Source organism: Streptomyces sp. ME19-01-6 (assembly GCF_033793745.1).
In the GTDB taxonomy this organism is placed as follows: domain Bacteria; phylum Actinomycetota; class Actinomycetes; order Streptomycetales; family Streptomycetaceae; genus Streptomyces.
In genome coordinates, this window is record NZ_JARAXF010000015.1 from 134,434 (window position 1) to 148,962 (window position 14,529).

General features: G+C 71.2%; 11 protein-coding genes. 2 read left to right on the forward strand and 9 right to left on the reverse strand.

Going from position 1 to position 14,529, the window contains the following annotated elements:
- Positions 1-50: 50 nt before the first annotated feature.
- Together PV419_RS29355 and PV419_RS29360 are read right to left on the reverse strand one after the other, a co-directional pair.
- Complete coding sequence (locus PV419_RS29355) at positions 51-2,675, reverse strand: ABC transporter permease/substrate binding protein (RefSeq protein WP_319694088.1); 2,625 nt, start codon at positions 2,673-2,675, stop codon at positions 51-53.
- A complete protein-coding gene (locus tag PV419_RS29360; RefSeq protein ID WP_319694089.1) occupies positions 2,668-3,849 on the reverse strand; it encodes a glycine betaine/L-proline ABC transporter ATP-binding protein in 1,182 nt (393 codons plus the stop codon). Before PV419_RS29360 ends, PV419_RS29355 begins: the two co-directional genes overlap by 8 nt.
- 233 nt (positions 3,850-4,082) lie before the next feature.
- Between PV419_RS29360 and PV419_RS29365 the strand changes: the two genes are divergently transcribed.
- Both PV419_RS29365 and PV419_RS29370 read left to right on the forward strand, forming a co-directional pair.
- The gene (locus PV419_RS29365) at positions 4,083-4,994 is read left to right on the forward strand and encodes a 5'-3' exonuclease (RefSeq protein ID WP_319694208.1); all 912 of its coding nucleotides are present in this window, start codon (positions 4,083-4,085) and stop codon (positions 4,992-4,994) included.
- 49 nt (positions 4,995-5,043) lie between these two features.
- The gene (locus PV419_RS29370) at positions 5,044-5,955 is read left to right on the forward strand and encodes a siderophore-interacting protein (RefSeq protein WP_319694091.1); all 912 of its coding nucleotides are present in this window, start codon (positions 5,044-5,046) and stop codon (positions 5,953-5,955) included.
- Between the two features lie 322 nt (positions 5,956-6,277).
- Here the strand turns inward: PV419_RS29370 and PV419_RS29375 are convergent, their stop codons facing one another.
- The 7 genes from PV419_RS29375 to tatA form a co-directional block, all read right to left on the reverse strand.
- On the reverse strand, positions 6,278-7,054 hold the full coding sequence (locus PV419_RS29375) for an ABC transporter permease (RefSeq protein WP_319694093.1): 777 nt from the start codon (positions 7,052-7,054) through the stop codon (positions 6,278-6,280).
- Positions 7,051-8,106, reverse strand: a complete 1,056-nt coding sequence (locus PV419_RS29380; RefSeq protein ID WP_319694095.1) for an ATP-binding cassette domain-containing protein — start codon at positions 8,104-8,106, stop codon at positions 7,051-7,053. The genes PV419_RS29375 and PV419_RS29380 overlap by 4 nt, the downstream gene beginning before the upstream one ends.
- A gap of 208 nt (positions 8,107-8,314) precedes the next feature.
- Positions 8,315-8,971, reverse strand: a complete 657-nt coding sequence (locus tag PV419_RS29385; protein WP_319694097.1) for a PadR family transcriptional regulator — start codon at positions 8,969-8,971, stop codon at positions 8,315-8,317.
- A gap of 190 nt (positions 8,972-9,161) precedes the next feature.
- Positions 9,162-11,987: a DEAD/DEAH box helicase gene (locus PV419_RS29390; RefSeq protein ID WP_319694099.1), complete on the reverse strand. Its 2,826-nt coding sequence runs from the start codon at positions 11,985-11,987 to the stop codon at positions 9,162-9,164.
- A 90-nt stretch (positions 11,988-12,077) separates the two neighbouring features.
- Complete coding sequence (locus PV419_RS29395) at positions 12,078-12,989, reverse strand: diacylglycerol kinase (RefSeq protein WP_319694101.1); 912 nt, start codon at positions 12,987-12,989, stop codon at positions 12,078-12,080.
- Positions 12,990-13,010: 21 nt separating this feature from the next.
- Positions 13,011-13,925 carry a twin-arginine translocase subunit TatC gene (gene tatC / locus PV419_RS29400; RefSeq protein ID WP_319694103.1) on the reverse strand — a complete coding sequence of 305 codons (915 nt, stop codon included), beginning with the start codon at positions 13,923-13,925 and terminating at the stop codon, positions 13,011-13,013.
- Positions 13,926-14,047: 122 nt separating this feature from the next.
- Positions 14,048-14,344 carry a Sec-independent protein translocase subunit TatA gene (gene tatA, locus PV419_RS29405; protein ID WP_319694105.1) on the reverse strand — a complete coding sequence of 99 codons (297 nt, stop codon included), beginning with the start codon at positions 14,342-14,344 and terminating at the stop codon, positions 14,048-14,050.
- Between the last annotated feature and the right edge of the window lie 185 nt (positions 14,345-14,529).

The window sequence follows — 14,529 nt, forward strand, 5'->3', positions numbered from 1 at the left end:
TTCTCCGGCCCGCGGCGGCGGTTACTGCTTGCGGCTGGTTCCGGTGGCCGTCAGGGGCTCACCGGGGCCATCTTGTCGACGATGCCCGGATGGGCGTCGATCCACTTCTGGACGCCCTGCTCGACATTGCCCTTGCCGGCTTCCTGAACGGCCTGCTCCAGGCTCGCCAGTTCCTTCTCGGTCATGTGCCAGTTCTTCAGCCACCCGTAGAACTCGGGGTACTTCTTCGGGAAGGACTTGTGGCCCAGCGAGCGGATCTCGTTGTTGGCCCCGAACGCCTTCTTCGGGTCGGCCAGCTTGGTGAGCTGGTACTTGTTGTACGCCCAGTGCGGGGTCCACAGCACGACGGCGACGGGCTCCTTCTTGGCGTACGAGCGCTGCAGCTGGGCGAGCATGGCCGGGGAGGCGTTGTTGGTGACCTCGTACTCCTTGTCGAGGTCGTACTCCTTGAGGACCGTGCTCTTGAGCAGCTGCATCTCGCCGGTGCCCGGCTCAATGCCGATGATCTTGCCCTTGAACTCGTCGGCCTTGCCCTTGAGATCCGCCAGGGACTTCACGTCCTTGACGTAGGAGGGCACCGCGATCTCCAGCGAGGTCTTGTCGTACCACGCCCCGATGTCGACGAGGTTCTTCTTGTACCGGTCCCAGTACTGCTTCTGGGCGACCGGCAGCCAGCCGTCGAATTCGACGTCGATCTGCCCGGCGCTCATCCCGGTGAACATGGAGCCCACGTCGTACTGCTTGATCGACGGCTTGTAGCCGCGCTTCTCCAGGACGTTCTTCCACAGGTAGGTGGTGGCGATGTCCTCGTCCCAGGGGAAGTAGCCGATCCGCGGCTCGGCCCCGGCCTGCTTGCCCTTCTGGGCGGCACCGGCGGCGCCCGCCGGGGCGAGCTTGTCGACGAGGCCGGGGTTCTTCTTCAGCCAGGCGCGCACGCCCTCCTGCTGCTTGCCCTTGCCCGCGTCCTGGATGGCCGCTTCGAGGCTGGTGAGCTGCTTCTCGGAGAGCTTGAAGTCCTTCATCCACTTGGCGATCTGCGGCTCCTTCTGGGAGAAGCCCTTGCGCCCGATGGTGTGGATGCCGTCGCCCTTGCCGAAGGCGCCCTTGGGGTCGGCGAGCTTGGTGAGCTTGTACTTGCTGTACGCCCAGTGCGGGGACCACAGGGTGACGGCGACCGGCTCCTTCTTGGCGTAGGAGCGCTCCAGCTGGGAGAGCATGCCCGCGGTGGAGCCCTTGACCAGCGTGTACTCGCCGTTCAGGTCGTAGTCCGGGAGGACCTTGTCCTTCATGATCTTCATCTCGCCGGCGCCCGGCTCAATGCCGATGATCTTGCCCTTGAAGGTGCCGGCCTTGCCCTTGAGGTCGTCCAGGGACTTCACACCCTTGACGTACGAGGGCACCGCGACCTCCAGCGAGGTCTTGTCGTACCAGGTGCCGAGGTCCTCCAGCTGGCCCTTGTACTGCTTCCAGTACGAGGCGTGGGTGGCGGGCAGCCAGGCGTCGGTCTGCATGTCCACCTTGCCCGCGGCCATACCGGTGAACAGCGCGCCGACGTCGTACGCCTGCAGATTCGGCTTGAAACCGCGCTGCTCCAGAATTTCCTTCCACAGGTAGGTGGAGGCGACGCCCTCGTCCCAGTTGATGTAGCCGATGTTGACCGCGCGGCCGTTGCCGACGTCGGCGGCGACCTTCTGGCCGTCGTCGTCGCCGCCGAAGACATTGAGGCCGCCCGCGACGAGTGCGAGAACGACGACGCCGACCATCGCGACCGAGGTCGCGGGGCGCCACTGCAGCACCTTCCATCCGCCCACGGCGTTCGCGGCCTGCTTGGCCAGGGCCCGCCGGCCGAGCGGCGAGACGCGCTGGTTGAGGGCGCCGGTCATCCGGTCCAGGTACATGGCGAGGATGACCACCGCGATGCCGCCCTCGAAGCCGAGGGCCACGTCGACCGAGCTGATCGCCTCGAAGACGGAGGAGCCGAGGCCGCCGCCGCCGACCATGCCCGCGATGACGACCATGGACAGCGCGAGCATGATGGCCTGGTTGATGCCCGCCATGATCGTGGGCAGGGCGAGCGGCAGTTGGACCCGCAGCAGGGTGCGGCCCGGGGTGGTGCCGAAGGCGTCGGCCGCCTCGACCAGCTCCGAGTCGACCTGGCGGATGCCCAGCTCGGTCATCCGTACGCCCGGCGGCATGGCGAAGACGATGGTCGCGATGACGCCCGGGACCACGCCGACACCGAAGAAGAAGATGCCGGGGATGAGGTAGACGAAGGCAGGCATCGTCTGCATGAAGTCCAGCACCGGGCGGAGCACGGCGCTCACAGCGCGGTTGCGCGAGGCCCAGATGCCCAGCGGTACCGCCAGCACGATCGTGATGGCACCGGCGACCAGCACCAGCGACAGCGTCTCCATCGCCTCGTCCCACTGCTCGATCGAGTCGATGAGCGCGAAGCCGGCGAAGGCGAGGACGGCGGGCAGCAGGCCGCGCAGCCACCAGGCGAGCACCGCGAGGATGCCCGCGAGGAGCAGGGGGCCGGGGGCGGCGAGCACATCGTGCACGCCGTCGTACATCCCCTGGACGACCTGGGCGATGAAGTCGAAGAGCCATGCGAAATGGTCACGGAGGAAGTTGATGCCGGACCGGATCCAACTTCCGAGCTCGATCCTAGGCACCGGCGATCACCTTCCCCTCAGGAGCGTCAGGAGCCCCCGGGCTCTTGGTGGCCTTGAGTGCCTCGGGCCCCTTGGGGGCCGCGGCCGCCGCGCCGTCCGCCCCCGGCTCCGGCTCGCCGAGCACGGCGAGCAGCCGGGCGCGGGGGACGACGCCGATGAGCGAGCCATCTTCCTCGTCGGTCACCGCGACCGCGACGCCGCTGCGCGAGCAGGGCGTGAACAGCTCGATGATCGGAGTGTCGGCGGTGACGGTCGCGGGGGCGGCCGCCAGGACGTCGCTCTCGGTGCGCAGCACCGTGCCGTCCGGGGTGGTGGTGCCCAGCGCCTCCTCGGGATCGGCCATGATCGCGCCCGCGGTGAGCACCCGGGTGCGGTCGACGTCCTGGGTGAAGGAGGCGACATAGTCGTTGGCCGGGGTGACCAGGATGTCCTCGGCGGTGCCGATCTGGACGATGTGGCCGTCGCGCATGACGGCGATGCGGTCGCCGAGGCGCATGGCCTCGTTGAGGTCGTGGGTGATGAAGACGATGGTCTTCTTCAGCCGCTTCTGCAGCTCCAGCAGCTGGTCCTGCATATCGCGGCGGATCAGCGGGTCGAGCGCGCTGAAGGACTCGTCCATCAGCAGCAGGTCGGCGTCGGTGGCCAGCGCACGGGCCAGGCCGACGCGCTGCTGCATACCGCCGGAGAGCTCGTCGGGCCAGGACTTCTCCCAGCCCGCGAGGCCGACGAGGCCGAGCGCCTCGGCGGCGCGCCGCTCGCGCTCGGCGCGCGGCAGGCCCTGCACCTCCAGCCCGTACGCGGCGTTCTCCAGGACGCTGCGGTGCGGGAAGAGCGCGAAGTGCTGGAAAACCATGCTGATCTTGTGGGAGCGCACCTCGCGCAGCTCGCGCGGGGCCAGGGCCGTCAGGTCCTGGCCGTCGAAGAGGACGCGCCCGGCGGTCGGCTCCAGCAGTCCGTTGAGCATGCGCAGCAGCGTGGACTTACCGGATCCGGACAGACCCATGACGACGAATATCTGACCTGCCTCGACGGCGAAGGACGCGTCGATGACCGCCGCCGTCGTGCCGTTCGCGCGCAGCTCGTCGCGGTCCGTGCCGCCCTCGAGCTTCGCCACCGCCTCATTGGGTCGTCTGCCGAACACCTTGTAGAGGTGTTCGGCTTGCAGCCTGGACACATATACCTCTCGGGTCGTACCAAAAAACGACCCGCCACCCCCGCCGGCAGGTCGTGGAGCGGGCGGTGTCCGACCGCGTGCCCGGCGCAATAGTTGTCTTGCTCTCACGGGTCCGCTCCGGGTGCGCGCCTGCCCTGAACCTTTTGGCGTAAACCAATCGGTGACCCAGATCACATCGCCGGGGCGTTCCTGTCAGTGTCGTGCGGCATCATCGAGGCGTGACCCGACGCCTGATGCTCCTCGACACCTCGTCCCTCTACTTTCGCGCCTATTTCGGGGTGCCGGAATCCGTCCGGGCCCCGGACGGCACCCCGGTGAACGCCGTGCGCGGGCTGCTCGACTTCATCGCCCGGCTGGTCCAGGACCACCACCCCGACGACCTGGTGGCCTGCATGGACTTCGACTGGCGCCCGAAGTGGCGGGTCGACCTGATCCCCTCGTACAAGGCGCACAGGGTGGCCGAGGAGGCCCCCGCGCAGGGCGCTGTGGACCAGGAGGAGGTGCCCGACACACTCTCCCCGCAGGTCCCGGTGATCGACGAGGTGCTGGACGCGGTGGGGATCGCCCGGGTGGGCGCCGAGGGCTATGAGGCGGACGACGTCATCGGCACGCTCGCGGGCCGGGCGGCCGGCCCGGTCGACATCGTCACCGGCGACCGCGACCTGTTCCAGCTCGTCGACGACCGGCGCGCGGCGCGGGTGCTCTACCCCGTCAAGGGGGTGGGCACGCTGCAGGTGATCGACGAGAGCGCGCTGCGCGAGAAGTACGGCGTGGGCGGCGCGGGGTACGCGGATCTGGCGCTGCTGCGCGGCGACACCAGCGACGGGCTGCCGGGCGTCCCCGGGATCGGCGAGAAGACCGCGGCCAAGCTCCTCGCCTCGTACGGCGACCTGGCCGGGATCATGGCCGCGGCGGCCGATCCCGCCTCCAAGCTGACCCCGGCGCAGCGCAGGCGACTGGAGGAGGCGCGGGAGTATGTGGCGGTCGCACCGAAGGTGGTGCGGGTCGCCTCGGACGTTCCGCTGCCCGCCTTCGACCCGGCCCTGCCGCGCGGACCGCGGGACCCGCGGGCGCTGGAGGGGCTGGCGGAGCGGTGGGGACTCGGTGGATCACTGCGCAGACTGCTCTCCACTCTTGAGGAGTGAGGTGTTAGGTTAGGTAACCCTAACTCGTTTGTGGATCAGGGAGGTGGCTGTGGCAGATCGTCCGGCCCGCAAGACGCCGCAGGTCAACCGGGCGCGAGTGGCGCGCACCGAGCGGCTGACGCCCCACCTGACGCGGGTGGTGCTCAGCGGCGGGAGCCTGGCCGGCTTCTCCGCCGGCGAGTGCACCGACCACTACGTCAAGCTGCTCTTCCCGGCCGAGGGCGTCGTCTACCCCGAGCCGTTCGACCTGGCGCGGGTCCGTGCCGAGTTCCCGCGCGACCAGTGGCCGCGCACCCGTACCTACACCGTGCGCGCCTGGGACCCCGCCGCCCAGGAGCTGACCTTGGACTTCGTGATCCACGGGGACGAGGGCCTGGCCGGGCCATGGGCCGCGCGCGCCGAGCCGGGCGAGGAGATCCTCTTCGTCGGCCCCGGCGGGGCGTACGCGCCGAGCCCGGAGGCCGGCTGGCATCTGCTCGTGGGCGACGAGAGCGCGCTGCCCGCGATCGCCGTCGCGCTGGAGCGGCTCGCGGAGCGGCCGACGGGCGCGCCGGTGCGCGCCCTGATCGAGGTGGCCGGGCCCGAGGAGGAGCTCAAGCTGAGCGTGCCGGGCGGGGCGGAAGTCAGCTGGCTGCACCGGGGCGGCGGGCGGGTCGGCGAGTCACTGGTGACGGCCGTGCGCGCGCTGGACTTCCCGTCCGGCCAGGTGCACGCGTTCGTCCACGGCGAGGCCGGCTTTGTGAAGGAGATCCGCCGCTGTCTGCGGATCGAGCGGGAGGTTCCGCGCGAGTGGCTGTCGATCTCCGGCTACTGGCGGCGCGGCCATGACGAGGACGGCTGGCAGGCGTCCAAGCGGGACTGGAACCAGCAGGTGGAGGCGGAGCAAGAAGGGGCTGAGAGCGGTGCGGGGGCCGCGGGCGGCGCAGAGGCTGCGGGCGGCGCGGGGGCCGCGGCGGCCTGACGCGCCGGACCGGGCCTGACCTGCGGGGCCCGGTTCGATACACGCGGCAGCCTGGCCTGACGCGGGTCAGCCTGGCGACGCGCGGCAAGCCGGCCCGACGCACGACCCCGGCCCGACAGGCGGGGCAACCCAGGCTGATCCGCGGGCCCGGTCCGTTACGCGGGGCCCTGCTTGTCTCCGCGGGGCTACTCGCCCTGGCGCGCGGCCCCGGCCGACGCGCGGAGCTGCCTGGCCTGGTCCGCGGGCCCGGACCGATGCGCGGGGGCGGCCCCGGCGGTGTCGTTCCACCGCCGGGGCCGCCCTTCATGGTCCGCGTGTACGGTCAGACCGACCGCTGGTACGACCGGAAGGTGCGGGTCGACAGCCGGACCGCGACCAGCGCGAGGGCCAGCAGCGCTCCGCCCCGGCCCGCCACATCGCCCCAGTCCGGGTCTGCCGCCATGGCCGAACGGCCGGTCACCAGTGCCCAGTTGACCGGGTTGAAGTCGGCGATGTGCCGCATCCACCCCGGCATCAGGGACGGTGCCATAAAGGCCTCGGAGAGGAAGGTCAGCGGCAGCAGCAGGAAGGTGTTGATGCCGATGATCGACTCGCGCTCCCGGACCAGCATGCCCAGGGCGTTGGAGAGCGCGCCGACGACCGTGCCGAGCAGCACGGACGCCACGATCAGCAGCGCCAGTCCGGTGATGCCGCCCGGGTAGTCGGCGCCGCCGAGCTTGCCGAGCGCCACGATGATGACGGACTGCACGGCGGTGTTGATGCCCTGGGAGACCACATTGCCGTTCATCAGGGCGCCGCGGGATACGGGTGTGGTCAGAAAGCGGTTGAGGGTGCCCCGTTCGATCTCCTCCAAGGTCCCCATGCCCGCCCACATGTTGGAGGACAGGGCGCTCATCACCACGATGCCCGGGACCAGGTAGTCGAGATACGAGCTGGTGCCGAAGCCGCCGAGGTCGGTGATCTTGCGGAAGAGGGAGCCGAAGAGGAACAGCCAGATGACCGGCTGGATCAGGTTGATCAGCAGGAAGACGGGCTGGCGCCAGTAGGCCATCAGCTGGCGCTGCGTCATGTACCAGGTCTGGGTGAGGGCCGCGCTCATCGGGCACCTCCGGCGGCGCCGGCCGGCACGGGCGCCTGGGCCGCGGCCTGCGCCTCGGTGAAGCTGCGGCCCGCGTAGCGCAGGTAGACGTCGTCCAGGGAGGGGCGCGCGACGGTCGCGGCGGCCACGGCGGCGCCCGCCCGCTCCAGGGCGGTGAGCAGCGTGGGCACGGCGGCGGCGCCGTCGTCGGCGCGGACGCTGACCCGCCGTCCGTCCACGCCCACCTCGTGCACGCCCGGCAGCGCGGTGAGCGCGTCGCGCAGCGGCGGCTCCGCGCCGTCCCCGACGGTTTCCCGCAGCTCCAGGTGGACGGCGTCGCCGCGCAGTTCGCCCTTGAGTTCGTCCGGGGCGCCCTCGACCACGACCCGGCCGCGGTCGACAATGGCGATGCGCTCGGCGAGGCGGTCGGCCTCTTCGAGGTAGTGCGTGGTGAGCAGGATCGTCAGGCCCTCCTCGCCCGCGAGCCGGGCGATCTCCTCCCACATGGCCGCGCGGGCCTCGGGGTCGAGCCCGGTCGTGGGCTCGTCGAGGAAGAGCACCTCGGGGCGGTGGACGAGCCCGAGCGCGACGTCGAGCCTGCGGCACATGCCGCCGGAGTAGCCTTTGACCGGGCGGTTTCCGGCATCGGTGAGGTCGAAGCGCGCCAGCAGTTCATCGGCACGCCGGGCGCAGGCGGCGCCCCGCAGCCCGTACAGCCTCCCCTGCAGCAGCAGGTTCTCCCGCCCGGTGGCCACCGGGTCGGCGCCGGACTTCTGCGCCACGACGCCGATGGCGGCGCGCACCCGTCCGGGGTGGCGGAGCACATCGTGTCCGGCGACCGCCGCCGTGCCCGCGTCGGGCCGGGCGAGGGTGGTGAGGATCTTGACGGTGGTGGACTTCCCGGCCCCGTTGGGCCCGAGCAGGCCGAAGACGATGCCGGACTCGACGGCCAGCTCCATGCCGTCCAGGGCCTTCACCCCGCCGGGGTAGGTCTTGGCCAGTTGGTGCGTTTCCACTGCGAGCGTGCGCTTGCGCGTGTGGTGCGGGGTGTGTCCCCCGTTTGTTGGCGCCATGATGGCGTATCTCCACTCTGATCTGTCGTACGACGTCGATTTGTCGCGTGCGAAATCCGCCGTACCGATCCGCGGGTGGAGAGCCGGGCTATCCTGGGTGTGCCGCACCTCGATCGCCTGGCCTGCCAACACCGCAGGTCCGGTCCGGGGTCAGGGCCTCGGCGCGCACTGTTGGCGCAGCGCGCGCCGGGGCCTTCTTCGCTCTTTCTCACTCTTTGGGCTTGGTTCTCTCCTCTATTTCGACCCATTCCGCCGGCATCTCGCCGGTCCGGCTCAGCCTCTGCCATGCGGCCGTGCCGGAGAGGCTGCCCGCCGCGAGCTCCTCACGCAGGGACCGGACCCACTCCGTCTCGGCGCGGGTCATGTGCAGTTGATACTCCGTCTCCAGCAGGAACACCCTCGGCAGGCCCTTGGTCAGGGCGTCGAGCGTGCCGTCGAGGGCCTCGGCCTGGGCCTCCAGCGCCTCGGCCCGCTGCCGCAGCAGCTCGTCGGCCTCGTCGACGGGCAGAACCAGGATCAGCGAGAGCGCGGCAGAGAAGACGGGGTACTCCCGGGCGGGGACGGACACCAGCTCCGCCAGCCAGTCGTGCAGCTCCCGTCGGCCGTCCTCGGTCAGTCCGTACACCGTGCGCTCGGGGCGGAGCCCGTGCCGCTGAGTGCCGGCGACCTCGACGAAGCCGTGCTTCTCCAGGTTCTGGACGACGGTGTAGAGCGAGCCGTACTTGATCTTGATGCTGTGGTCCTTGCCCCGTCGCCGGAGCACCTGCGCGATCTCGTACGGGTGCATCGGCCGCTCACTCAGGAGCGCCATCACCGCGAGCGCCAGGGGGTTGCCCAGCTTGCGTCGCTTCGCCGTCACCATCATCACCTCGCCCCCGTATATCCGTCGACGAACATATCGCGACTCAGCAGGGAGCGTCAACAACCGCGATGTATCGCGACTGCTCCGACTCCGCGGCCGCGGGCGGCCCCCGGGAAGCGGCGTGGGACGGGCCGTGCCCGCCGGGGAGTCGCCCCGGCCGGGCACGGCCCGTGAAGAACGCCGCGCGGTGGGCTCAGCCGACGGAGGAGTACGCCACCACGCCGCGCAGCAGCGCGTCGACCGCCCGGCGGGCGCTGCGCGCCACCGTGCCCTCCGGGGCGGCCGCGGCGATCTGGCCCAGCACATCGATCACCTGCTTGCACCAGCGCACGAAGTCGCCCGCGGGCATTTGGACTTCGCGCAACACCTCGTCCAGTCCATGTCCGGAGGCCCAGCGGTACGCGGCCCAGGCGAAGCCCAGGTCGGGCTCGCGCTGGCCGACCCCCTCCGCCTGCTTGATCTTGTGGTCGTCCTCCAGGGCGTCCAGCCGGCCCCAGACGCGGACCATCTCTCCCAGCGCCTCCTTGGCCCGGCCCGCGGGCAGCTTGGGCGGCAGCGCGTCGTCCGCCGCCCGCGCCTCGTAGACCAGCGCGGAGGCGCAGGCCGCGAGCTCGGCGGGGGCCAGCCCCTCCCATATGCCGTCGCGCAGGCACTCGCTGGCGAGCAGATCCAGCTCGCCGTAGAGGCGGGCGAGCCGCTTGCCGTCGTCGGTGACCTCCTCGCCGCTCAGATAGCCGAGCTCGGACAGCAGGGCGCAGATCCGGTCGAAGGTGCGCGCGATGGTGTTCGTACGCCCCTCGATGCGCCGCTCCAACTGGCGGGTGTCGCGCAGCAGCCGGTGGTAGCGCTCGGCCCAGCGGGCGTGGTCCTCGCGCTCGTCGCAGCCGTGGCAGGGGTGGGCCCGGAGGGCGGCGCGCAGCCGGGCGATCTCGGTGTCGTCGGCCGCGGCCGAGCGCTGCTTGCGATGGCGGCGCGCCTCGTGGTGGCCCGCCTTGGTGCGCAGCGCGGACGCCAGATCCCGGCGGGACTGCGGGCTGCGCGGATTGAAGGACCTGGGGATCCGCATCCGCTCCAGCGGCTCGACCGGCACCGGAAAGTCGATCGCGCCCAGCCGCTTGACCTGGCGCTCGGCGGTGAGCACGAGCGGGCGCGGCCCGTCGTGGTACTCCAGGCCGCGGTGGCCACCGGTACGCCCGGCCGGCAGCCCGGGGTCCAGCACCAGCGCGAGCCCGGCGTACTTGCCGGTCGGGACGTGGATGACATCGCCGGGGCGGAGCTTCTCCAGCGCGTCGGCGGCGGCCGCACGCCGCTGCGCCACGCCCTGCCGGGCCAGCTCGGTCTCGCGGTCCTTCAGGTCGCGGCGCAGCCGCGCGTACTCGTCGAAGTCGCCGAGATGGCAGGTCATGGAGGCGCGGTAGCCGCGCAGGCCCTCCTCGTTGCGCTGCACCTGCCGGGAGATACCGACGACCGCCTTGTCGGCCTGGAACTGCGCGAAGGAGGTCTCCAGCAGCTCGCGGGAGCGGTGCCGCCCGAACTGCGAGACCAGATTGACCGCCATGTTGTACGAGGGCTTGAAGGAGGAGCGCAGCGGGTACGTGCGGGTGCCGGCCAGGCCCGCGAGGGCGGCCGGGTCCATCGCGCGCTGCCACAGCACCACGGCGTGGCCCTCGACGTCGATGCCGCGCCGGCCCGCCCGGCCGGTCAGCTGGGTGTACTCGCCGGGGGTGATGTCCGCGTGCTGCTCGCCGTTCCACTTGACGAGCTTCTCCAACACCACGGAACGCGCGGGCATGTTGATGCCGAGCGCCAGGGTCTCGGTGGCGAACACGGCCTTGACCAGCCCGCGGACGAACAGCTCCTCCACGACCTCCTTGAACGTCGGCAGCATCCCGGCGTGATGGGCGGCGATGCCCCGCTCCAGGCCCTCCAGCCATTCGAAGTACCCCAGCACATGCAGGTCTTCGTCCGGGATGCCGGCCGTGCGCTCCTCGACGAGGGAGCGCACCTGGGCGCGCGCCGCCTCGTCGTTGAGCCGCAACCCGGCGTACAGGCACTGCTGTACGGCCGCCTCGCAGCCGGCCCGGCTGAAGATGAAGGTGATCGCGGGCAGCAGCCCCTCGGCGTCGAGCCGCTCGATGACCTCGGGCCTGCCGGGGGTCCAGATCCGGCTGCGCTGGCGGCGCTCGCGCTCCCGGTCCGCCTCGCGCATGTTGTTCCGGCCGCGGCGCTTGTCGCGGCCGAAGCTGGGCCGGGTGTTCTCCATCCGGGCCAGCCGGACCAGGTCGGGATTGACCTCCCGGCGGCCGGCCTGGCCGTCCCCCTGCGCGCTCTTCTCCTCGAAGAGGTCGTACATCCGGCGCCCGGCCAGCACGTGCTGCCACAGCGGGACGGGGCGGTGCTCGGCGACGATCACTTCGGTGTCGCCGCGGACCGTGTCGAGCCAGTCGCCGAACTCCTCCGCGTTGGAGACGGTGGCGGACAGCGACACCAGCGTCACCGACTCGGGGAGGTGGATGATGACCTCTTCCCAGACGGCGCCGCGGAACCGGTCGGAGAGGTAGTGGACTTCGTCCATCACCACATAGCCGAGCCCCAGCAGCGACTGGGAGCCCGCATACAGCATGTTGCGCAGCACCTCAGTGGTCATCACGACCACCGGGGCCTCGGAGTTGATGCTGTTGTCACCGGTGAGCAGGCCGACCCGGTCGGCGCCGTAGCGCTTGACGAGGTCGGTGTACTTCTGGTTCGACAGCGCCTTGATGGGCGTGGTGTAGAAACACTTGCGGCCCTGGGTGAGTGCCAGGTGGACGGCGAACTCGCCCACGATGGTCTTGCCCGAGCCGGTGGGGGCGGCGACCAGCACGCCCTTCCCGGCCTCCAGGGCCTTGCACGCCTCGATCTGGAACGGGTCCAGCCCGAAGTCGTACATCTCGCGGAAGGGGGCCAGCGCGGTGGCCTCCTCGGCCGCCCGCAGACGGGCCGCGCTATAGCGCTCGGCGGGAGATAGCTCGTCGGTCATCGTACGTACGAGACTACCGGCCGCCTCTGACAACGCACGCGATCTTTCTTGCCGATCGGGACGGGCGGCGGGGGCACGCGCCGGCCGGGGTCAGGCGCCCGTGCCCGGCCCGGGCGTCCCCAGCAGCCGCACGGCGCCGGGGACCGTCGTGGCGGTGAGCGGCAGCGGCCCCAGGCGCTCGCCGTCCGCGTACGCGGTGAGGCCTTCGGCTGCCAGGGTCACCGAGGCGGCCCGGTGGGTGGTGACCACCCGGTGGCCGAGGTGGGTGCCGCGGTAGACGCGGGGGAAGACCGTCAGCAACGTGGTGCGGCCGCACGGGCCGACGACCGTGATGTCGAAGAGCCCGTCGTCGAGGACCGCGCCCGCGCAGATCCGCATGCCGCCGCCGTACGAGGTGGTGTTGCCGACGGCGATCAAGGCGGCCTCGACCTCCCGCTCCGGCCCGCCGTCGAGGCTCATCCGGTAGCGGACGGGCCGCAGGGCCGCCAGTTCGGCGAGCATGGCGAGGTCGTAGCGGAGTCGGCCGCGCGGCCGGCGCATCCGGTTGCCTCGCTCGTTGACCCGGGAGTCGAAGCCGGAGGCGAGGACGGTGCCGAACCAGACGTCGCCGACCCGCCCCAGGTCGACCTCGCGGCCGCCGTCGCCCTTGAGCGACGCGGCGATCACCCGGGCCGCGGCGCCCGGGTCCCGTATCGGCAGCCCGGTGGCCCGGGCGAAGTCGTTGCCGCCGCCGACGGCGATCACCCCCAGTGGGGTGCCCGTCCCGGCGACCGCCTGGAGGGCGAGCGAAACCATGCCGTCGCCCCCGACGGCCACCAGTGCCCCGGTGCCGCCGGCCACCGCCTCGCGGGCCTGCCGCAGCGCCTCCGCGGCGTCGGCACCCACCACGGCCCGCGTGGTGAATCCGGCGCCCCGCAGGGCCCAGGCGGCGGGCCGGGCGGCGTGAGCGCCGCGCCCGCGGCCCGCCGTCGGGTTGACGAGGAGGGTGATGTCGCAGGTCACCCGCGGACCCTATCGGCCGGCTCAGGTGGCGTCGTCGTAGCCGTTCCGCCGGGTCGGGCCCGGGTCAGCGGCGTCGGGAGCGTCGTTGGGGCGGGACGACGGGGACACCTGCTCGATGTCGCCGATGGGCGCGGGGGTCAGGTCGAGGTCGGAGGCCTCGTCGTCGCTGAGCCCGGCGTCCGGGTTGCCGCGGCGGCGCCGGCGGTCGTTGAAGAGGGCGACGCCCGTGGCGCCGAAGTACAGCACCACGATGGGCGCCGCGAGCAGCGACATGGTCAGCGGGTCGCCGGTGGGCGTGGCAACGGCGGCGAAGACGGTGATGCCGATGACCATGCCCCGCCACCAGCCGAGCATCCGGCGACCGGTGATCACCCCGCCGAAGTTCAGCAGCACCAGCAGCAGCGGGAGCTCGAAGGCGAGGCCGAAGACGATCACCATGCGCGTGACGATGTCGAAGAACTCGTCCGCGGGGAACAGGTTGTCCCAGTTCTCGGGGGTGAGGCCGACCAGGGCCCCGGCCGTGGTCGGCAGTACGGCGTAGGCGAGCCAGGCTCCGGCCAGGAACAGCGGCACGCCCGCGGCCACGAAGCCGAGCGCGTACTTCTTCTCGTGGTTGTGCAGGCCGGGCGCGAGGAAGGCCCAGAGCTGGTAGAGCCAGACCGGGCTGGAGACGACGACGCCGGTCATCATGCCCACCTTCAGCATGATCGTGAAGGGGGCGAGAAGGCCGTTGGCGGTGAAATCCGCACAGGGCTTGGCGTGCCCGGACCCAAGGCCTTCGCCGTCCTTGCAGCCGACGGTGTCGCTCACCGGGCCGGTCAGGAACTCCGCGATCTGCTTGTAGTAGATCAGCGCGACGACCGTGACCACGATGATCGCGACGACCGCCTTCAGCAGTCGGTTGCGCAGCTCACGCAGATGCTCCGCGAGAGGCATCCGCCCCTCAGGGTCCTTCTGCTGTTTGCGGGCAGACTTGAGCAACCCACGTCCTCGTCTCGTGCGAAGGCCGTCGCGGGCTCAGCGAGCCGCGGCGGCACTCTCGGCTTGCGTCGGCTCCGTCAGCCCTGGGCGGTGCGGTTGGGCTCGGTGACCGGGCGGGAGCTGGTCACGTCCCCCGGGGCCGCCTGGATGGTCCGGGGCGCGGCCTGCGCGGCGGGGTCGGCAGGCGCCGTGGTCGGGGCCTCGGCGGTCTTCGCCGCCTCGTCGTCCTTCTTCATGGCCTTGGCCTCGCTCTTGAGGATGCGGGCCGACTTGCCGAGGGACCGTGCCATGTCCGGGAGCTTCTTGGCGCCGAAGAGCAGCAGGATGACAACGAGGATCAGAACGATCTCGGTGGGCCTCAGATTGCCGAGCATGTGCGACTACCTTCTCGCCGGGGCGGCGTAACTTTCATGCCTGCCGTTTGGGATCGGACTGGCGTGCTAGTGCTGGCAGCGATCGTAACCCGCAGGGGTAAACCCTGGGCAATGCCCGTGCATACTTCCCGTTTCGACCACGGCACCGCCGCCACGACTGCGCCATGCAGCCTACCCCGCGGATC